Source organism: Kurthia sp. Dielmo, assembly GCF_000307285.2.
Classification (GTDB): domain Bacteria; phylum Bacillota; class Bacilli; order Bacillales_A; family Planococcaceae; genus Kurthia; species Kurthia populi.
The window spans coordinates 400,974-421,209 of sequence record NZ_HE578957.1 but is presented as its reverse complement, the minus strand read 5'-3'; the positions used below and the strand labels follow the sequence as shown (position 1 = coordinate 421,209).

20 protein-coding genes and 1 pseudogene are annotated in these 20,236 nt (G+C 39.5%); 18 read left to right on the top strand and 3 right to left on the bottom strand.

Annotation, left to right across the window (positions count from 1 at the left end; all coding sequences use genetic code 11):
- The first annotated feature begins 30 nt into the window (after window positions 1-30).
- The 9 genes from KTHG_RS06990 (at window position 31) to recO (ending at window position 8,040) form a co-directional block, all read left to right on the top strand.
- The gene (locus KTHG_RS06990; RefSeq protein WP_126991160.1) at window positions 31-738 is read left to right on the top strand and encodes an NfeD family protein; all 708 of its coding nucleotides are present in this window, start codon (window positions 31-33) and stop codon (window positions 736-738) included.
- Window positions 739-757: 19 nt separating this feature from the next.
- Complete coding sequence (floA, locus tag KTHG_RS06985) at window positions 758-1,735, top strand: flotillin-like protein FloA (RefSeq protein WP_126991161.1); 978 nt, start codon at window positions 758-760, stop codon at window positions 1,733-1,735.
- A 13-nt stretch (window positions 1,736-1,748) separates the two neighbouring features.
- Window positions 1,749-2,243 (top strand): hypothetical protein, encoded by a 495-nt coding sequence (locus tag KTHG_RS06980; RefSeq protein ID WP_139992403.1) that lies wholly within the window; start codon window positions 1,749-1,751, stop codon window positions 2,241-2,243.
- Window positions 2,244-2,365: 122 nt separating this feature from the next.
- A complete protein-coding gene (locus KTHG_RS06975; RefSeq protein ID WP_139992401.1) occupies window positions 2,366-3,322 on the top strand; it encodes a PhoH family protein in 957 nt (318 codons plus the stop codon).
- Window positions 3,323-3,352: 30 nt separating this feature from the next.
- Window positions 3,353-5,479, top strand: coding sequence for an HD family phosphohydrolase (locus KTHG_RS06970; RefSeq protein ID WP_139992399.1), 2,127 nt, complete (start codon window positions 3,353-3,355; stop codon window positions 5,477-5,479).
- Window positions 5,480-5,506: 27 nt separating this feature from the next.
- A complete protein-coding gene (gene ybeY / locus KTHG_RS06965) occupies window positions 5,507-5,992 on the top strand; it encodes an rRNA maturation RNase YbeY (RefSeq protein WP_126991164.1) in 486 nt (161 codons plus the stop codon).
- Window positions 5,979-6,329 carry a diacylglycerol kinase family protein gene (locus KTHG_RS06960; RefSeq protein ID WP_139992397.1) on the top strand — a complete coding sequence of 117 codons (351 nt, stop codon included), beginning with the start codon at window positions 5,979-5,981 and terminating at the stop codon, window positions 6,327-6,329. Before ybeY ends, KTHG_RS06960 begins: the two co-directional genes overlap by 14 nt.
- Window positions 6,330-6,349: 20 nt before the next feature.
- The gene (gene era / locus KTHG_RS06955) at window positions 6,350-7,252 is read left to right on the top strand and encodes a GTPase Era (RefSeq protein WP_139992395.1); all 903 of its coding nucleotides are present in this window, start codon (window positions 6,350-6,352) and stop codon (window positions 7,250-7,252) included.
- Window positions 7,253-7,269: 17 nt separating this feature from the next.
- Window positions 7,270-8,040, top strand: a complete 771-nt coding sequence (gene recO / locus KTHG_RS06950; protein ID WP_126991167.1) for a DNA repair protein RecO — start codon at window positions 7,270-7,272, stop codon at window positions 8,038-8,040.
- Window positions 8,041-8,081: 41 nt separating this feature from the next.
- Here recO and KTHG_RS06945 read toward each other — a convergent pair whose 3' ends face one another.
- On the bottom strand, window positions 8,082-8,480 hold the full coding sequence (locus tag KTHG_RS06945) for a hypothetical protein (RefSeq protein ID WP_255512402.1): 399 nt from the start codon (window positions 8,478-8,480) through the stop codon (window positions 8,082-8,084).
- A gap of 164 nt (window positions 8,481-8,644) precedes the next feature.
- Between KTHG_RS06945 and KTHG_RS06940 the strand changes: the two genes are divergently transcribed.
- Genes KTHG_RS06940 through KTHG_RS06925 form a run of 4 tightly spaced genes read left to right on the top strand, consistent with a single transcriptional unit; the run spans window position 8,645 to window position 12,167 of the window.
- Window positions 8,645-9,367 carry a GTP cyclohydrolase II gene (locus KTHG_RS06940; protein ID WP_126991169.1) on the top strand — a complete coding sequence of 241 codons (723 nt, stop codon included), beginning with the start codon at window positions 8,645-8,647 and terminating at the stop codon, window positions 9,365-9,367.
- 19 nt (window positions 9,368-9,386) lie between these two features.
- Window positions 9,387-10,487, top strand: coding sequence for a bifunctional diaminohydroxyphosphoribosylaminopyrimidine deaminase/5-amino-6-(5-phosphoribosylamino)uracil reductase RibD (gene ribD / locus KTHG_RS06935; protein ID WP_126991170.1), 1,101 nt, complete (start codon window positions 9,387-9,389; stop codon window positions 10,485-10,487).
- 12 nt (window positions 10,488-10,499) lie between these two features.
- Window positions 10,500-11,582 carry an FAD-dependent monooxygenase gene (locus KTHG_RS06930; RefSeq protein WP_139992391.1) on the top strand — a complete coding sequence of 361 codons (1,083 nt, stop codon included), beginning with the start codon at window positions 10,500-10,502 and terminating at the stop codon, window positions 11,580-11,582.
- Between the two features lie 9 nt (window positions 11,583-11,591).
- A complete protein-coding gene (locus KTHG_RS06925; RefSeq protein ID WP_126991172.1) occupies window positions 11,592-12,167 on the top strand; it encodes a 5' nucleotidase, NT5C type in 576 nt (191 codons plus the stop codon).
- A gap of 102 nt (window positions 12,168-12,269) precedes the next feature.
- On the opposite strand, the gene KTHG_RS06920 is transcribed toward KTHG_RS06925, so the two are convergent.
- Together KTHG_RS06920 and KTHG_RS06915 are read right to left on the bottom strand one after the other, a co-directional pair.
- Entirely contained in the window at window positions 12,270-13,085 is an 816-nt protein-coding gene (locus KTHG_RS06920) for an MBL fold metallo-hydrolase (RefSeq protein WP_139992389.1), read from the bottom strand.
- A gap of 334 nt (window positions 13,086-13,419) precedes the next feature.
- Entirely contained in the window at window positions 13,420-14,808 is a 1,389-nt protein-coding gene (locus KTHG_RS06915) for a glycine--tRNA ligase (RefSeq protein WP_139992387.1), read from the bottom strand.
- Between the two features lie 329 nt (window positions 14,809-15,137).
- Between KTHG_RS06915 and ccpN the strand changes: the two genes are divergently transcribed.
- From ccpN to KTHG_RS21130, 5 genes and pseudogenes are all read left to right on the top strand, one after another.
- The gene (gene ccpN / locus KTHG_RS06910; RefSeq protein WP_126990306.1) at window positions 15,138-15,776 is read left to right on the top strand and encodes a transcriptional regulator CcpN; all 639 of its coding nucleotides are present in this window, start codon (window positions 15,138-15,140) and stop codon (window positions 15,774-15,776) included.
- A gap of 1 nt (window position 15,777) precedes the next feature.
- The gene (locus KTHG_RS06905; protein WP_255512401.1) at window positions 15,778-16,599 is read left to right on the top strand and encodes a pyruvate, water dikinase regulatory protein; all 822 of its coding nucleotides are present in this window, start codon (window positions 15,778-15,780) and stop codon (window positions 16,597-16,599) included.
- A gap of 204 nt (window positions 16,600-16,803) precedes the next feature.
- Window positions 16,804-18,621, top strand: a complete 1,818-nt coding sequence (gene dnaG / locus KTHG_RS06900; RefSeq protein ID WP_139992383.1) for a DNA primase — start codon at window positions 16,804-16,806, stop codon at window positions 18,619-18,621.
- 30 nt (window positions 18,622-18,651) lie between these two features.
- Window positions 18,652-19,779 (top strand): RNA polymerase sigma factor RpoD, encoded by a 1,128-nt coding sequence (gene rpoD, locus KTHG_RS06895; RefSeq protein ID WP_126990303.1) that lies wholly within the window; start codon window positions 18,652-18,654, stop codon window positions 19,777-19,779.
- 177 nt (window positions 19,780-19,956) lie between these two features.
- Window positions 19,957-20,236: pseudogene (locus KTHG_RS21130) on the top strand (hypothetical protein); the annotation flags it as partial.

Below are 20,236 nucleotides of genomic sequence, written 5' to 3'. Positions count from 1 at the left end.
AGTAAGCACAGCAACGAAAGGGTGAAAACAATGAAACGAATGGCCTTCATCGGAAGTGTGCTATTGCTTAGTGGATGTACGCATGAGTCGGCTCAGTCGTTGTCATTGACGCACCCGCTCATCATTACTGTTCTTTTGTGCATTGCTAGTCTTAGCTTAGTTTTTTCATTATTTTCGGCAAGTGGCGTTGCACCAATTATCGTACACCTATTGGCGATTAGCTTTGTTTACGGTATCTTTTTCGTAGAAGGAAGTTTGACAGCGCTTGCAGTATTAATGCTTATCTCTGGAATGATTTTATTATTTTTAGAATTATTTGTTCCAGGTGGCATCATTGGGACCATTGGCTTTGCATTTATTGTCATGAGTTTGATGTCGATAGCACCGCATGCGCCGTATATGCTGTATTCAATTTTGACTGCGCTTATCGTCGCAGTAGTAGGAATGGTGATTATGATGAAATTTTTCGGTAAAAAACTGAATGTCTTTAATAAGATGGTTTTATCCGATGCAACAGATACGAAGAGTGGTTATGTATCGAACGTCAACCGTACGGAACTTTTAGGGCAAGTAGCGATTACAGCTACGCCATTACGCCCATCAGGTACAGCAATGTATGGAGATGAGCGCCTTGATGTCGTAACAGAAGGAGGCTTTATCGCAGCCGGTACAGAAGTTGTGATTATTGAGGTTGAAGGAGCGCGTATCGTTGTGCGTGCAAAAATAAAAGAAGCATAGAGAAAGAGGGGAAAAACTGATGGCAATCGGAACAATTATTGCAATCGTCGTCGTATTTGTCGTACTGGTTTTATTATTTACTTTTGTACCAGTTGCATTATGGATTTCAGCTCTAGCAGCAGGCGTCAAAGTAAGTATCTTTACATTAATCGGTATGCGCTTACGTCGTGTTATTCCGTCACGTGTCGTAAATCCGTTAATCAAGGCACATAAGGCGGGCATTGAAGTAACAATTAATCAACTTGAGAGTCACTACTTAGCAGGTGGTAATGTAGACCGCGTTGTGAATGCATTAATTGCGGCACATCGTGCTAATATTGATTTAACATTTGAACGTTGTGCAGCAATCGATTTAGCAGGTCGTGATGTATTAGAAGCGGTTCAAATGTCGGTAAATCCAAAAGTTATTGAAACACCATTTATTTCAGGGGTTGCGATGAACGGGATTGAAGTAAAAGCAAAAGCACGTATTACAGTACGTGCCAACATTGACCGTTTAGTCGGTGGTGCTGGTGAAGAAACAATCATCGCTCGTGTAGGTGAAGGGATTGTTTCGACAATTGGTAGTGCAAAACATCATACCGAAGTACTTGAAAACCCAGATATGATTTCACAAACCGTATTATCAAAAGGTTTAGATTCAGGGACAGCCTTCGAAATTCTATCGATTGATATCGCAGACGTGGATATTGGCAAAAATATCGGTGCAGAATTACAAATTGAACAAGCGCAAGCGGATAAAAACATTGCGCAAGCCAAAGCAGAAGAACGTCGTGCAATGGCCGTAGCAAATGAACAAGAAATGATTGCGCGTGTACAAGAAATGAAGGCGAAAGTGGTAGAAGCAGAAGCAGAAGTACCGCTAGCTTTAGCAGAAGCATTCAAAAAAGGAAATATTGGTGTCATGGATTATATGAATTATCAAAATGTCCAAGCAGATACATCAATGCGTACATCATTAAGTAAGATGGATGATTCACATCAAGAAGAAAAATAAGGGGGTCTGATTAATGGAAGGACTCATTATTTTTATTATTGTTTCATTGATTGGTTATTTCTTTTCTGATAAAAAAGGAGAAAAAAAGCCAACGAAAAATTCCAGTCGACGCTCAGCAAATAGCCCGAATAAAGGTCGCTTAGATGATCTTGTGCAACAAATGAAAGACAAAATGAGTGAAATTGAAGATGATGCAAAGCCGTTATCTAAAAGACAAGAGCAAGCACGTAAAGTGGCGCAACAAGCGAAAAAACGTGCGGAGCAATTGGCGCAAGACCCACGTTATAAAGAACGTTTTGATGCACTTGAACAAAAAATAGGTGCTCATGATTTAACAGATTCAAATGGTGTTGGAAAAGTCCGCATTAAATCAATGGACGAAATGCTACAACAGCAAAATTCCACTACAAAAAAACAAAAAAATCCGTTATTTCATACGAAAAATGACGTGAAACGTGCGGTATTAATGGCTGAGATTTTAGGGCCACCAAAAGCCAAGCGTAAATAATAAGAAAAGAGGGTACTAGGAAGTTAGCAGTACCCTCTTTTTTATGGGTATACTTTGCACCAATGAAGTGATAATGCTACAGTAAAACTAAGCTAGGCAATTCTTGATTGAGGAGAATGAACATGACTGAACAACAACCGATTCAATTAACATTAAAAGACCCAAATGAAGCCGTAATGCTACTAGGTACATCGGACGCTAATTTGAAATTAATCGAAGAAGCGTTTAGTGTACGAATTATTACACGTGGCGATACGGTTCATATTGTTGGTGATGAAGCTGAAAAAGAGCTAACAGCTGCACTGATCGATCAACTCTTACGTGTAATTCGAAAAAATATAAATATTAATCAGCGAGATGTTGTATCTGCGATTGAGTTAGCGAAAACGGGGAAAATCGAATATTTTGCTGAGTTATATAATGAAGCGATTGCTCATACAACGAAAGGGCGCGCAATTCGTGCGAAAACAATTGGTCAACGCCAATATATTCGTGCGATGCAAAAGCATGACCTTGTATTTGGTATTGGACCAGCAGGAACCGGTAAAACGTATTTAGCGGTTGTGATGGCTGTGCAAGCGCTAAAAAATGGGCATGTGAAGCGCATTATTTTAACGCGACCAGCTGTAGAAGCAGGAGAATCATTAGGTTTTTTACCTGGCGATTTAAAAGAAAAGGTAGACCCTTATTTACGTCCGCTGTATGATTCACTTCACGATGTATTAGGCCTTGATCAAACGACACGTTTAATTGAACGTGGAACGATTGAAATTGCGCCGCTTGCGTATATGCGTGGTCGCACATTGGATGATGCTTTTGTTATTTTAGATGAGGCACAAAATACGACGAAGGCTCAAATGAAAATGTTTTTAACACGACTAGGTTTTGGCTCGAAAATGGTTATTACGGGTGATAAAACACAAATTGATTTGCCAAATGGTGTGGCTTCAGGCTTGATGCATGCAGAACATATGTTAAAAGATATCAAGGAAATTTCATTCCAAGTACTTGAAGCAGGCGATATCGTTCGTCATCCAATTGTTGCAAAAATTATTAATGCGTATGATACCAATCAGTAGTCGACAGCTCGTGAGAAGGGAATGAGTCGATTGACCACAATCATCCAAAAGTTACAGCGATTATTACCATTTCGTCTACTACTAATCGTTGCACTTAGTGTTGTAGGACTCCTACAATTTCTTTTAATGATGGGGAATATTCAGGGGCAAAACTATAATGTGAAGTTATTTCAAGTGTCGCCTGAAACGATTCGCGCTGTTAAAACAGTCGAAGATACAGAACAGACGAAGCTAGACAAACAAGCCGCTGCAGATAGCGTAGAGCCGGTATATACATATTCAGAAGAGGTTGGAAAAAATCAGGCATCCGTCGTTCGCTCTATTTATAATTATGCGCTAGATGCAAAGGAAATTGAGGCGACGAGCGATTCCGCGAAAGCAGCGAAGGCACAACAAAAAAAACAGCTAGAAGCGCTAAAAAAATCATTAGATAGTAAGGAATTAAATGTTGAGTTATCTGATGAAGATTTAGCTGTATTATTAGCTGCAACGAAAAGTGAACTCGAAGATGGCAGAGATTCGGTTGTTGAAAAAGTAACATCCGTATTGCAACAACCGGTTCGTGAAGCAGATGTGGCAGAAAAGCGGGAATCAATTGGAAATGCCATTCGTCTGACCTATTCATTTCCAACGGATTTGATGAACGTGAGTATTCGTATTGCGCGAAGTGCGATGGTAGCGAATGAATTATTAGATGAAGATGCAACGGAGCAAAAACGTCAACAGGCTATTGAATCAATAGATCCGACGCGTATTTTACAAGGCCAAATCATCGTACAAGAGGGAGAAGTGATTGACCGCGATGTATATCATCAATTAGAAGTAACCGGTATGCTTGCTACACATCAATCTCTTAAACCTTATGTTGGTCTCGCATTATTAATTATTATCCAAATGTTGTTCTTTTATATGATATTTAATAATGCGAAAAATATGAAAATCGAGCATAAAATTCGTAATCTTTTAATTGTATCGATTATTTATGTATTAAGCATTGGCTTTATGGAACTACTAGGCATTGTCGACCGAGAATTTGACCTTTTACTAGGTTTTCTATTTCCAGCTGCCCTTGCACCAATGATGATCCGCATGCTTGTAGGCGAGCGAATTGCGGTATTGGTGACAATGATGCTAGGAATCTCTGCAGGCGTTATTTTCCAAGAAGGTTATTCTACGGTTATGCAGATGGAGATTGCGCTGTATATGATTTTAAGTGGTATAAGCTCCTTGTATTTTGTACGCAATATGCAAAAACGTTCGAAGGTGCTGCAAACAAGCTTTGGTGTTGCAATCGTCAATAGTTTGTTTATCGCATTTTACTTATTAATGACACAATCAAGCTATACAGCAAAAGAATTGCTATTTTATTTAGTAGCAGCGATTGTTTCCGCATTATTGTCAGGTGCATTAACAATCGGCACATTACCATTTATTGAAACGGTATTTGGCATTTTATCTAGCCTGCGCCTCATCGAATTATCAAGTCCAAATCATCCATTACTAAAAAAGATTTTAATGGAAGCGCCAGGGACGTATCATCATAGTATTATGGTCGCAAACTTGGCAGAGGCCGCTTGTGAGGCAGTTGGAGCAGATGGTTTATTGGCACGTGTTGGCTGCTATTATCATGATATTGGAAAAACAAAACGCCCCGGCTTTTTCGTTGAAAATCAAACAAATGGCTTAAATCCGCATGACCATTTGCCACCAGAGAAATCTCGCGATATAATTATTGCTCATGCGGCAGATGGTGTGCGTATTTTGGAAAAACATAAAATGCCAAAAGAAATCGTTGATATTGCACGTCAACATCACGGGACAACGGCAGTGAAGTTTTTCTATTATAAGGCGAAGCAACAAGACCCGACGGTAAAAGAATCTGATTATCGGTATGCAGGACCCAAGCCACAAACGAAAGAAATTGCTATAATAACAGTAGCAGATAGTGTGGAGGCAGCTGTGCGTTCGATGAAAGATCCAACACCAGAGAAGATTAAAAACTTGGTCCATGCTATCGCGCAAGACAAGTTGCAGGATGGCCAGTTTGATGAATGTGATTTAACGATTCAAGAGTTGCATACAATTGAGCAAGTGTTCTGTGAAACATTGAATGGTACATTCCATTCACGTATTGAATATCCAGAGCCAAACGAATAAGACTTATGGATTGCTTAGGAGGCACATATGTTAAATATTGATTTTTTAGATGAAACAGGAAAAGTAACAGACAAAGATTTAGAGCTTGTAGAAGGATTACTTCAACATGCTGCAAAAATCGAGCAAGTAGAAGATGGTACCGAGTTATCGGTAACATTCGTTACGAATGAAGCAATTCATGAAATCAACAAGGAGTATCGTCATAAAGATGCCCCAACAGACGTGATTTCATTTGCGCTAGAAGAACTTGGTGAAGGTGAAACAGCGATTATTGCAGAGGGTATGCCTCGTATTTTAGGGGATGTTATCATTTCAATTGATCGTACACGTGAACAAGCAGAAGAGTTCGGTCATTCATTTGAGCGCGAGTTAGGCTTTTTAGCTGTCCATGGCTTACTACATGTGTTAGGTTACGACCATATGGTTCCTGAAGATGAAAAAATCATGTTTGGTAAACAAGATGAAATTTTAGAATCATATGGCTTATCGCGCGACACGAATGAACGTCACTAAATTTATACGTTCATTTCGCTACGCACTAAGTGGAATGAAACAAGCTGCAGCTGAGCAGAATTTTCGCGTGGATTTAGTAGCGACAATTCTTGTTTTAGCTGTTAGTTTTTTAACAGGCTTATCTGCGCTAGAATGGTGTATCATCATTTTATTAATTGCCGGTATGCTTGCACTTGAAATGGTGAATAGTGCAATTGAGCGAGTCGTCGATTTAGCAACGCAAGATATTCATCCACTTGCGAAGGCAGCAAAAGATATTGCTGCAGGAGCAGTGCTTGTTTATGCACTTGCGAGTGTCGTCATCGCGTGCATCATTTTTTTACCAAAATGGTTTTAAACAACGGAGGAACTTATTTTATGTCAGAATTTAAATCAGGCTTTATTTCAATTATCGGTCGCCCGAATGTTGGTAAATCAACATTTTTAAACCGTGTAATTGGACAAAAAATTGCGATTATGTCGGATAAGCCACAAACAACACGTAACAAAGTACAAGGTGTATTAACGCAAGATGATGCACAAATGATTTTCATCGATACACCAGGGATTCATAAACCAAAACATAAGCTTGGTGAATTCATGTCAAAAGTGTCAAAAAACGCTTTACGTGAAGTAGATGCCATTATGTTCATGGTCAATGCACAACAAAAATTAGGTACGGGTGACCGTTATGTAATCGATATGTTAAAAGGCACAAAAACACCTGTCTTTTTAATTATTAACAAAATCGATGCGATTCACCCAGACGAAGTTTTAAAAATCGTTGACCAATATAAAGACGAATTTGATTTTGCGGAAATCATACCAATCTCGGCACTTCAAGGAAATAATGTGGACAATCTATTAACAACGCTTAAAAAATATTTACCAGAAGGTCCACAATATTATCCGGCTGACCAAGTAACCGATCACCCAGAACGTTTTATTATTGCAGAATTAATTCGTGAAAAAGCATTACACTTAACACGCGATGAAGTGCCACACTCAATCGCAGTGGAAATTGAAAAAATCCGTCGTGAAGAAGATAAGGACCGTGTCCATGTAATGGCGACAATCATTATCGAACGCGAATCACAAAAAGGGATTATTATCGGTAAACGTGGCGCAATGCTAAAAGAAATCGGTACACGCGCACGTAAAGATATCGAAAATTTACTTGGCTCGAAAGTGTATTTAGAACTATGGGTAAAAGTACAAAAAGATTGGCGTGACCGTTCTTCACAATTACGTGACTACGGCTACCGTGATGATGAATACTAATAAGGGAAGTGGGGCAATTGCTGAATAAATGGGAAGGCATTGTCTTAAAAACAAAACCGTACGGAGAATCAAATAAGGTTGTGACATTGCTAACGCGCGAGGCGGGGAAAGTAGCTGCGATGGCGCGAGGTGCGAAAAAGCCCTCTAGTCGTCTAGCAGGTATTTGTCAACCATTCATGCATGGAATCTTTATTGTTCATCATGGGCGTGGTATGGGGACATTGCAACAAGGTGAGGCCATTGATTCGATGCGACATATTCAAACCGATATTGTCGCGACTGCGTATGCGAGTTATTGTGTTGAAATTGTAGACCGTCTAACCGAGCAAGATACGCCTGATGAGTACGCCTATAATGTGCTATTACAAGCGCTTCATGCAATCGAAGAAGGGTATGACCCAGAATCGATTAGTTTGTTTGTCGAATGGAAGATGCTTCCGTATACAGGGGTGCAACCTATTTTACATCAATGTGCTTCATGTGGTGCTACAGAAGGGGAATTTGCATTTTCATTTTCAAGTGGCGGTTTTTTATGTCATCGCTGTTTTCATCAAGACCCGTATATTATTCGTTTAACGCCAACGCAACTCAAATTAATTCGGATGTTTTATAAGATGCCGATCGAGCAAGTAGGTTCGTTAACGTTAAAAAAAGAAACAAAGCGATTTATCAAAAATATTGTTTCAACAATTTATGAGGAGCAAACGGGTATGCGCTTTAAATCAAAGAAATTTATTGATCAATTAGAACGTACACCGCTGCTATTTAAAGAACAAGAAGACGAATAAAAAAAGCCTCTCATATGTGTATGAGAGGCTTTTTCGTATGATTAGCGATAAGCATCTAAATGCTCGACCTCGCGATAACTCATCGAATCCCAAAAAATATTACTTGAAACAACGGGAACATCATATGGGAACGAATTTGGTTTAATCATAATATTTTGGCCGTTTAAAATTGATAATTGCATTTGATGAAGCTCTTTCGTTGATAAAGGCTCTTTGGCTGTATAGCTAAAAATCGTCTCCACTGTAAGGTTTAACATATCAGGGGCAATTGATGATACAATTGAGGCGTTTTTGATTTTAAGCTCAATATCAAATGAACCGTTTGAGACGGTTAAATCTTCCTCTAAATCAGATGGATTTGTTAAGGCACCTTTAAAAAGGACAACTACGGTGCCTTGAGCGTAAATACGGTACACTTTATGATGGGTAGGAAATCCCACAATAATCATCCTCTCTTTTTCACATACAATTCAGTATAGAGGTTTTTGCATGAAAAATCGAATGAAACTATTTTCAGATTGAAATAGTTGACATTCAAAACTTACTACAATATAGTAAGTTACGAAAAGTAACAAATAAAACGAAATGAAAAGAGCGACGCTATATGGAAATGACACAAACAAATTTAACTATGATAGAAGAAAAGATGACGTTCGTGCCGCTTACTAATGAAGAAAATATTTGTGTGGTAGGGCCGGTTAAGTTACCAATTAAACAGGGGGATTTTGAAGCAACTTTTAATTGGTACTGTTGGACAACAGTACAAAAATCTTGGTCTAAAAAAGAAGTTATCAATCATTTAAATACAATGAATTTAGCCTTTGGGCAACAATCATCGGTATTAGTATACGGTGATTTTGAACATGCGCCTGATGCACTTGTACGGATGCATAGTATTTGCCATACGGGTGATATTTTCGGAAGTCAACGCTGTGACTGTGGCTACCAATTACATGAATCGATGAAAATGGTTGTTGATAACGGTGTAGGGGCTATTTTCTATTTAGCAAATCATGAGGGCCGTGGCATTGGCTTATTTTCAAAATCAATGGCTTATTTATTGCAACAAGAAGGACTTGATACAGTAGAGGCAAATCATGCATTAGGTTTTGAAGATGATACACGTTCATATGAAGAGTCGTTAAAAGTATTAGAATCACTACGTCAAAAACCCGTAACATTAATTACAAACAATCCGAAAAAATTAGCGGCACTTGAAGCACATGGTTTATCTACGAATGGGCATGTACCATTATGGGGTGGTGAAAATGCGACAAACCATTACTATTTAGAAACGAAACGTGAAAAATCAGGACATATTCGCTAGCGATTTAGGGGGAACAGGTATGCTTAGAAATGATGAATATTATATGCAGTTAGCGCTTGATTTAGCATCGAGTGCACGAGGGAACACAAATCCCAATCCAATGGTAGGTGCCGTCATTGTTAATAATGATGTGATTGTAGGTACAGGCCTACACCGAAAAGCAGGAGAGCCTCATGCAGAAGTACATGCATTTCGTATGGCGGGAGACCATGCAGCAGGTGCTACATTGTATGTCACGCTAGAGCCGTGCTCACACTTCGGGAAAACGCCGCCTTGCGCCAATTTAGTAAAAGAATCGGGCGTAAAACGTGTCGTTGTCGCAATGACTGATCCCAATCCAAGTGTCGCAGGACGCGGCATTGCGCTATTACGTGATGCCGGTATCGAAGTAGAGGTAGGTGTACTAGAAGCACAGGCGTATAAATTAAATGAACGTTTTATTCATAACATGCTGACAGCGCGTCCGTTTGTCGTAGCAAAATATGCGATGACAGCAGATGGTAAAATTGCGGCTGCTACAGGTGATTCCAAATGGGTGACAGGTGATGATGCACGTGAAGATGTGCATGAATATCGTCATGAAATGGATGGGATTCTTGTTGGCATCGGTACGGTTTTAGCAGATAATCCATCACTTACAACACGTCTTGTTTCAAAAGAAGGCAAAAACCCTATTCGCATCGTTTTAGATAGCGAACTTCAAACACCACCAACTGCAGCGGTTGCACAAACAGCTGAAGCAAGAACGATTATTGTGACATCGAATGAGGCACCTGCAGAGCGAGCACAGGCATTGTTTGCCCAAGGTGTTGAAATCATTCGTGTTGAAAAAACAACAGATGGCTTAGATTTAGAGGCAACGCTTGATGCACTTTATGAAGCGGGCATTACAGACATTCTAGTAGAGGGGGGAGCAGGTGTACACGCTTCATTTTTCCGTCAACAGCTTGTACAGAAGGTCATTATTTATATGGCGCCAAAAGTGTTAGGCGGGACGAATAGTATTACACCTGTTGGCGGTAGTGATGCACAGCAAATGAGTGAAGCGCGTGATTTTGAATTTGATACGGTAAACTTTGTAGGCAATGACTTACGCATCGTTGCTTACCCAAAGCACTAGGAGGCTTTTAACGTGGAAAGAACAACGGATATTTGTATCGTTGGAGCAGGACCTGCCGGCGCATTACTGGCAACATTGCTTGTGCGTCGGGGCTTACATGTTACACTGATTGAAAGTAGTCCCTCACTTGGTAAAGCTTTTCGAGGAGAGCATGTGAATGAACAAGGAGAAGCGGTGCTTGAGCGTCACGCGTTATTAGCTGGTGTCAAAGCACGTGGAATGCTTCCGATGACACGCTTGGAAAATTGGAAAGACGGCGTATGTTATAACACGATTTTTCCAGAAATTACAGTGGGGCATCTAGGAATTCATGTACCTCAACGCTATTTATTAGCGGCGATTTTAGAGCCAATTATGCAGGCGCCTAATTTCGAATTATTGTTGAATACGCGTATGAGAGAACTTTTATATGATAATAAACAAGTTATTGGAACAGTTGTAGAAATGAACGGAGAACGCATTAGCGTACATAGTAAGCTCGTTGTCGGAGCGGATGGTCGTTATTCAGCAGTTCGCAAAAAAGCGCATATTCCGTATCATACGTGGGAGCATGGCTATGATTTATTGTGGGCACGTATTCCACGTCCAAAGGATTGGGAGCCAATTATTCGCATGGCTTTAATTGATGGGAAACAGTTAGCGCTCTTTACGCAGGCTGAGGACCGCATTCAAGTCGGATGGAACATCGATAAGGGAAGTTTTAAAGAATGGCGTAAACAGCCATTTGAGCCCTTTATTGCACAGTTAAAAGAGGCATTTCCAACGTTAACGGATGTTGTAGATGACACAATTAAGTCATGGAGCGATTTTGTACTACTTGATGTGCACAGTTCTTATGCAGATCGTTGGGGTGGTAATGGCGTTGTCTTATTAGGGGATGCAGCACATACGATGACACCAACAGGAGCATTTGGGTTGAATAGTGCTTTAGTAGATGCAGAGTACTTAGCAGCCATTATCACGGATGAAGGAACGTTATCGAATGCACAAATCGAGCAGTTCGAAGCATCGCGTCGTTCGACGATTCACCATTTACAGCATGAGCAGCTACGAGAAGAACAGCATTTTGCGCAGCAATTTGAAGCGGTGCATTAGGAGGATTTTATGAGATTCGGTTTTGATATTGATGATACGTTAATTGATTTACGTCGTCATGCATTTTCACTGTACAATCAAACATTTCATCAAACGCTTAGTATGGATGTTTTTGAACAGATTAAGCGTGTGGAAATTCATGAACCGTTCGGCCTAACAGATGAAGCGGGCTATGAGGCGTGGAAAGCGCATTTAGAAGCGATTTATTTCACTACCTGTCCAAGCTTTCCATACGCTAAAGAAACACTACAGCAGCTTGTAGCGGATGGTCATGAGGTATTTTATATTACGGCGCGTCCGAAAGAATATTGTGCACGTTCTAAAGCATGGATGAAAGAGCAAGGCTATCCGATTGCAGAAGGGCATTTTTTCTGTGGTATGGAGGATGCTGAAAAAATCGCGACGATTCAAACATTGCAGTTAGATGTTTATGTAGATGATAAGCCAACCGTTTTACGTACATTAAAAGATGTTCAAACGCTTTCGATTATTCGTGACCAGGCGTATAATCGCGACGAAACGTGGACACGCTTAACGGATTGGCGCGAATTTCTTACATTGGTAAATCAATATAAAAAAAGCTAGTATAAATAGACAGTTCCGGTTGGAAAAAATAATTATAAGAAAAAAAGGGTTTGCGTCAGCGCGAACCCTTCTTTTTATTGCCAACAGAGGCACTGTTTTTAGTCAACCGTTATTCATAAAGACGCGAATCATATGCATAGCTGACCATTCAGAATTAGAATGCTCGACGATAGGGTATTGTTTTGGAAAAATGGTTTTGGTAATTTCGAAAACATCTAGCCCTTCGTTCATGAACTTTTGAACACGATATTGGAGCTCTTTTAAATAATTCAGTTTCATATCAATTAATGCCTGTCCATTTTCAAGCACACCTGCATGGTGACAAATCATTGTATCAAAATCAAGTTTCTGTACTTTTTCTAACGAAGCCATTGTCGCTAAAATATTTTCATCGACGAGTACGATTTTTGGCTTTGGCGTCACGAATAAATCACCGGTAAATAAATAGCCATGCTGCCGATTATAAAGCGCGACATGATCCTCTGTATGCCCGGGTGTCGGAATGATGTCCCAGACGCTATTTTTAGAAGCAAATGTTGAACTATAGGCATGGCTTGTAAAAGGCGTTGGTGGTGGCCCCCAAACGTTTTGGCGATAACGGGGTAGACGCATTTCAGTCGTCGTTTTTGTGACGCTTATCGGATGTATGTAAGCTTCGATACCGAATTTTTGGATCACTTCAGCGGTATTACCGATGTGGTCTTCATGAAAATGTGTATGCAGCACATGGTCAACGGTTTTATGCTCAATAAATTCAAAAAATTGTGTGCGTAACCCAGGAGAAGCCGTATCAATGAGGACGCCATCTAATAAAAAGCTATAGACATTCATGGGTGCGCCTGGGATTTTCACAATATGCTCGACTATTTCTAATGGTCCGTATGTTGAGAAAATACGATTTTTTTCTACTTCAATCATTCTTTTCACTCCTTTTTGCTTTTTATTAGTATAGCAATACCGATGGTGAATAGCTATTCATAAAAAAGAGACACGGTAACCAGTATCGTTACCGTGTCTCTTCTGTTGTTGGCTTTGACGAAAGGAATCATAGATGGTCCAAATCTATAATTACATCGTAAATATTAAATATCATAAAATCTTACGTCTTATAATGCAAGCATTTTGGGTGTATTGACTTATTTTTGTAAGAAATGACCTTATTTCTCGGTGAATACTAGCGAAAATAAGAGCTGATGTAGTGAAGATGAAAAGCCGTTACTTCTTATGAAGTAACGGCTTTTATTTGTTTGAATTAGAATTGTAGGAAACCTTCGATATATGCTTTTACTTCTGAAATTGGCATACGTTTTTGTTCCATTGTATCGCGGTGACGTACGGTTACTTGACCGTCCTCTTTTGAGTCAAAGTCATATGTGATACAGAATGGTGTACCGATTTCATCTTGACGACGGTAACGTTTGCCGATTGATTGAGATTCATCATAGTCTACAGGGAATGCCTTACGAAGCTCTGCCCATACACCATGTGCTTCTTCTGATAATTTTTTAGATAATGGAAGAACCGCAGCTTTAAATGGTGCAAGTGCTGGGTGGAAGCGTAATACTTTGCGAGAGTCGCCGCCTTCTAATTCTTCTTCATCATATGCATCACAAAGGAATGCCAATGTTACACGGTCTGCACCTAGAGAAGGCTCGATGCAGTAAGGTACATAGCGTTCATTTGTTACAGGATCAATATAAGTGAAGTCTTCGCTAGAGTGCTCCATGTGGCGTTTTAAGTCGAAGTCTGTACGAGAAGCTACGCCCCAAAGTTCACCCCAACCGAATGGGAAGCGGAATTCGATATCTGTTGTAGCATTTGAGTAGTGAGAAAGTTCTTCCTCACCGTGGTCACGTAAACGCATAGAATCTTCGTGCATATCTAAGTTTAGTAACCAGTTTTTACAGAATTCTTTCCAGTAAGCATGCCATTCTAACTCTGTACCTGGTTTACAGAAGAATTCAAGTTCCATTTGTTCGAATTCGCGTGTACGGAATGTGAAGTTACCTGGTGTGATTTCATTACGGAATGATTTACCAACTTGACCGATACCGAATGGAGTACGTAAACGCATAGAACGTTGAACGTTTTTAAAGTTTACAAAAATACCTTGTGCTGTTTCAGGGCGTAGGAAAATTTCATTTGTAGAATCTTCTGTTACACCTTGGAATGTTTTGAACATTAAGTTGAATTGACGGATGTCCGTGAATTCTTTTGCACCACAGTCTGGGCAATGAACATCTAATTCTTCCATTTTATCTTTCATTTGGTCGAATGTCATGCCATCAACAACAATTTCAACACCTGTTTTTTCTAATGAAGCATCTTCAATTAGTTTATCTGCGCGGTGGCGAGATTTACAAGATTTACAGTCGATCATTGGGTCATTGAAGTTACCAACGTGACCAGAAGCTACCCAAGTTTTAGGGTTCATTAAAATTGCGGCGTCTAAGCCAACATTGTATTCAGATTCTTGAATGAATTTTTGCCACCATGCTTTTTTTACGTTGTTTTTTAATTCAACGCCTAGGGGACCGTAATCCCATGTGTTTGCTAAACCACCGTAAATTTCTGAGCCTGGGAAGACAAAGCCACGGTGTTTTGCTAAACTAACTACATTTTCCATTGTTTTTTCTGCCATTTGAAAAACCTCCAGTAAAAAGAATAAAGCACCCGTCTCCGGGCAACTTTTGCCCGGGGACGAGTGCTGTGTATGCGCCCGCGGTTCCACCCCGATTGATCATCCTATTAACATAGAAGATGATCCACTTTCTAACTGTTAGCTCCTGAGCGCCTTTTTGTTTGCGGTGTAGTCTTTCACCATCACTACTCGCTTTTATTGCAAACTACTTATTACTCATTCATCGCCTTATATCGTTTGGCAACATTGTACCATGCAATAGTTTTCTTCGCAATATCGAATGAAATAGTATATACTTATTAAGAATAAAGTATATAACATTTGGGGCGGTGAGCGTGATCGAACTCAACAAACGTCAAGAAGAAATAGTTGAAATTGTTAAAGGAAACGGCCCTATTACAGGCGAACAAATTGCGGAACGTCTTTCATTAACAAGAGCTACATTGCGACCAGATCTAGCTATTTTGACGATGGCTGGATTTTTAGATGCGCGTCCGCGTGTAGGCTATTTTTATTCTGGTAAACAAACAGGACAAGCGGTAGCAGAGAGTATGACCAATATGAAAGTGAAGGATTTTCAATCTATTCCTGTCGTGGTCAGTGAAAATATTTCTGTTTATGATGCCATTTGTCAAATGTTCTTAGAGGATGTAGGAACATTATTCGTTGTAGATAAAAACTCTTATTTAACAGGGGTTTTATCTCGAAAGGACCTTTTGCGTACTGCAATTGGAAGTCAAGATTTAAATCATATTCCCGTACATATCATTATGACGAGAATGCCGAATATTGCCTATTGTTTTAAAACAGATGGTCTTATTCAGGCGGCAAATAAATTAATTGAACGACAAATTGATGCATTGCCAGTTGTCATTGAACATACAGATGGCCTCGAAGTAATTGGGCGTTTAACGAAAACGAATATTACGCGAGCATTTTTATCGCTCGCCGAAAACCATGATTTGTGAGGTGGGTGCATTAAATGGAAAAAAATCTCAATTTTTTATCGTTTCAGATTCAGTTGGTGAAACGGGTGAATTAGTAGCAAAGGCTGCTATTAGTCAATTTCGTCCAGGAATGCAGGATGTTGCTGTAAGACGTTTCCCACATATTGAAAATCGCGAACAAATTAATGAAATTCTGCAGTTTGCAATCGAGCAACAAGCGATGGTCGTCTATACACTCGTTAAAGAAGAAATGCGCGACTTTACAAAGACATTATGTGCACGTAAAAATATCCCGAATATTGATTTAATGGGTCCTACTATGGAGATGTTTACAACAGCACTACAAGTAGAGCCGATTGAAGAGCCAGGTCTTGTTCGTAAGCTCGATGATGATTACTTTAAAAAGATTGAAGCGATTGAATTTGCTGTAAAATATGATGATGGCCGGGATCCAAGAGGATTATTGAAGGCAGACATCGTATTAATTGGCGTGTCGCGTACATCGAAGACGCCATTGTCGCAGTTTCTTGCGCATAAGCGTTTAAAAGTAGCGAATGTACCATTAGTGCCAGAAGTCGAGCCCCCTGAAGAGCTATTCCATGTACCAAAGGAAAAATGCTTTGGTTTAGTTATTTCACCAGAAAAACTAAACAATATTCGGAAAGAGCGCTTAATTGCACTCGGCTTAAATGATAGTGCGAGTTATGCAAAAGTTGAACGAATTGATGAAGAAATCAATCATTTCTATCGCATTGTGGACCGTATTGGATGTCCTGTCATTGATGTGACGAATAAAGCTGTTGAAGAAACAGCAAATGACATTTTGCGTCGAATAAAAGAGTAATACAAGCCCCCCTTTTAGTAGGGGAGTTTTTTTGTTTTATTATGAAAATAGATAGAATAAATGAGCAATATGTTTTATAATGAAGAATTGTGGTAAAAAGAAATTAAGTAGTTTTAAAAGAAAAAAGAATTTTTTTATTCGAGAAAGAAGGATTTTTACGGTAATATCTCGAATTAAAGAGTTAGAAGCAAAGATGGTGATGAGATGGCACAACGAATTCCAGAAGAAACAATCGAGCAAATTCGTTCGCAAACAGATATTGTCGATGTAATCGGTGAGTATATGCAACTGACGAAACGTGGTCGAAATTACTTTGGTCTGTGCCCATTTCATGGGGAACAGACACCGTCTTTTTCTGTATCTGTCGACAAGCAGATTTTCCATTGCTTTGGCTGCGGTGCAGGCGGAAACGCCATTACATTTTTAATGGATATTGATAATATTCCGTTTCAGGATGCTGTAGCTCGTTTAGGTGAGCGAGCAGGAATTGAAGTAGATATTGCCGAGCATCAACATCAGCATGTGAATAAGACAGAAGTATCTCCTGAACAACAGCGTATGATTGAGGCGCATCAATTTTGTTTACGATATTTTCAACATTTACTATTGAATACAGAAGATGGTGAAGAAGGGCTTCAATATTTAGAGGGGCGTGGTTTTACACGGGAGATGATTGAGGCATATGGCATTGGCTTTGCATTGCCAAGTTGGGATGCCTTAACAACATTACTGTCACGTAAAGGCTATGATTTAGCGGAAATGGCCCAGGCCGGACTCGTTATTCAAAAAGAAGACAGTAATGGCTATTTTGATCGTTTTCGTCGGCGTGTCATGTTTCCGATTCGTAATGAAGCGGGAACGGTTATCGGTTTCTCTGGACGAGTAATCGATACAGAAGGCGAAAATGCTAAGTATATGAATAGCCCAGAATCGCCCATTTTCCATAAAGGAAAGATACTCTATAATTTAGATCAAGCACGTCCGATTATTCGTAAGGAACGGAAAGTTGTACTTTTTGAAGGGTTTATGGATGTATTAAGTGCAAAAACAGCTAATGTACACAATGGCGTCGCATCAATGGGGACAGCCTTGACGCTTGAACATGTACAAAAGCTGAAGCGACTATCGAATGATATCATTGTTTGTTATGATGGCGATAATGCTGGCTGGGAGGCTGCAAAACGTGCTGCGGACTTATTACACGCAGAGAAACTATCAGTTGAAATAGCCGTTCTCCCAAGAGGCTTAGACCCAGATGATTATATAAAGCAATATGGTACGGAAGCTTTTCGAGATAAAATCATCGGAGAGCCCCTAGATTTTACGAGTTTTATGATGAGTTATTCTAAACGCAATAAAAATTTCCAGTATGCGACCGATGTCGAGCAATATGTAGAGGAGGCACTGCAATATGTAGCGCTTGATTCATCTGCTGTAAAGCGAGAATTACACCTAAAGCAATTGCAACAAGAAACCGGTATTACGCAGGAAACATTGACAACTCAATTACGTCATAAAGAAGCACAACGACGAACTGAACCTGAAAGACGTACTGTTCGTGTTGAACAAAAGCCTACATCTAGCAGGAAATTAACTGCAATAGACCGTGCGGAACGTCTCATTTTAGCACGTATGTTAAACGATATTGATATCGTGGAGCGCTTGCAGTTAGATGGTGTGGAACCACCATTTGTTCGAGATGAATATGTCGCAATTTATATTCACTTACTCAGCTTTTATGCCCATCATTATAAGCCGGATTTTCAGCGGTTTGCAGAGATGCTAACCGACTCAGAACTTCGTAAGCTTGTGATGGAGGCAGCCCTTGTAGAGCGCGATTTAGACCATCTAGAAGAAGAGTGGGATGATTGCTTACGACAAGTGGCGAAATATAAAGTGCAGCAGCAAGTTGCACAAAAAAAACAACAGCTCCAAGAAGCTGAAAAAATGCATGATTTTAAACGTGCTCTGACACTTTCAAAAGAAGTAATAGAGTTAACGAAATCTTTAGCAAGCATGTAGCTAAAGATGTTATAAGGAGGAATACACCTAATGGCAGAAAAGTCTAAACGTACAGCAGCGAATAAAAAAGCAGAACAAGAACATACTTTAGAAGAAATGAAAAAAAGCTTGCTAGAAGCAGGTAAAAAGAAAGGTGAACTAACTTACGCGGAAATCGCAGATAAGCTACAAACTTATGAGTTAGAAGCTGATCAAGTTGAAGAGTTCATCGACAAATTAGAAGCGAATAATATCGAATTAAATGGTGATAAAGATTCTGATTTAGAACCTCTTTTAAAAGAAGCAGAAGAAACGTTTGACTTAAATGATTTAAGCGTGCCACCAGGTGTGAAAATCAATGACCCTGTTCGTATGTATTTAAAAGAAATCGGACGCGTAGACTTACTCTCAGCAGCAGAAGAAATCGCACTTGCAGAGCGTATTGAACAAGGCGATGACGAAGCACGTAAACGTTTAGCAGAAGCAAACTTACGTTTAGTGGTAAGTATTGCGAAACGTTATGTTGGTCGTGGGATGTTATTCCTTGATTTAATTCAAGAAGGTAACATGGGTCTAATCAAAGCCGTTGAAAAATTCGATTACCGTAAGGGATTCAAATTCTCAACTTATGCAACATGGTGGATTCGTCAAGCAATTACACGTGCGATTGCGGACCAAGCACGTACAATCCGTATTCCAGTACACATGGTTGAAACAATCAACAAACTAATCCGTGTACAACGTCAATTACTACAAGATTTAGGCCGCGAACCAACACCAGAAGAAATTGGTGAAGAAATGGATTTAACACCAGAAAAAGTTCGTGAAATTTTAAAAATTGCACAAGAGCCTGTTTCTCTTGAAACACCAATTGGTGAAGAAGATGATTCACATTTAGGTGATTTCATCGAAGATTCAGAAGCACAATCTCCAGCAGATCATGCGGCATATGAATTATTAAAAGAACAACTTGAAGATGTTTTAGACACATTAACAGACCGTGAAGAAAACGTACTTCGTTTACGTTTTGGTCTAGATGATGGTCGCACACGTACACTTGAAGAAGTAGGTAAAGTCTTCGGTGTTACACGTGAACGTATTCGTCAAATTGAAGCAAAAGCGCTTCGTAAACTACGTCACCCATCACGTAGTAAACGTCTAAAAGATTTCTTGGAATAAAATATAAGAGGTTAAGTTAATACTTAGCCTCTTTTTTTGTGTCTTAAATTCTTTTTCGCTAATTTTCCTGAAAATAGTAAAAGATAAAACAATTTATGCCGATGAATTAGAAGAAGCCTGATACCTTTAACGCTATATTGTGACGCAAAAGGTTGATTAGCGAGGAGGTGACTTACCGTGCAAGAGGAGAAAAAAGACATCATTCTACATGAAATTGCGTTTTGGAAAACGAATAAATTACTTCCAGAGCATTACTGTGACTTTTTAACGACCCTTTATACTGGAGGAGATGATGATAATACAGCAACTGATGAACCTGTTAAGAAAAAAACTAGTTCAAAAACTTGGCTAGTATATGGAATTGCTGCACTATTAGCAGTGGGTAGTATGATGATGATGTACATATTTAGCGCACAGTATATCCTCATTCCAATTGCCATTAGTGTGGTAGCAATTG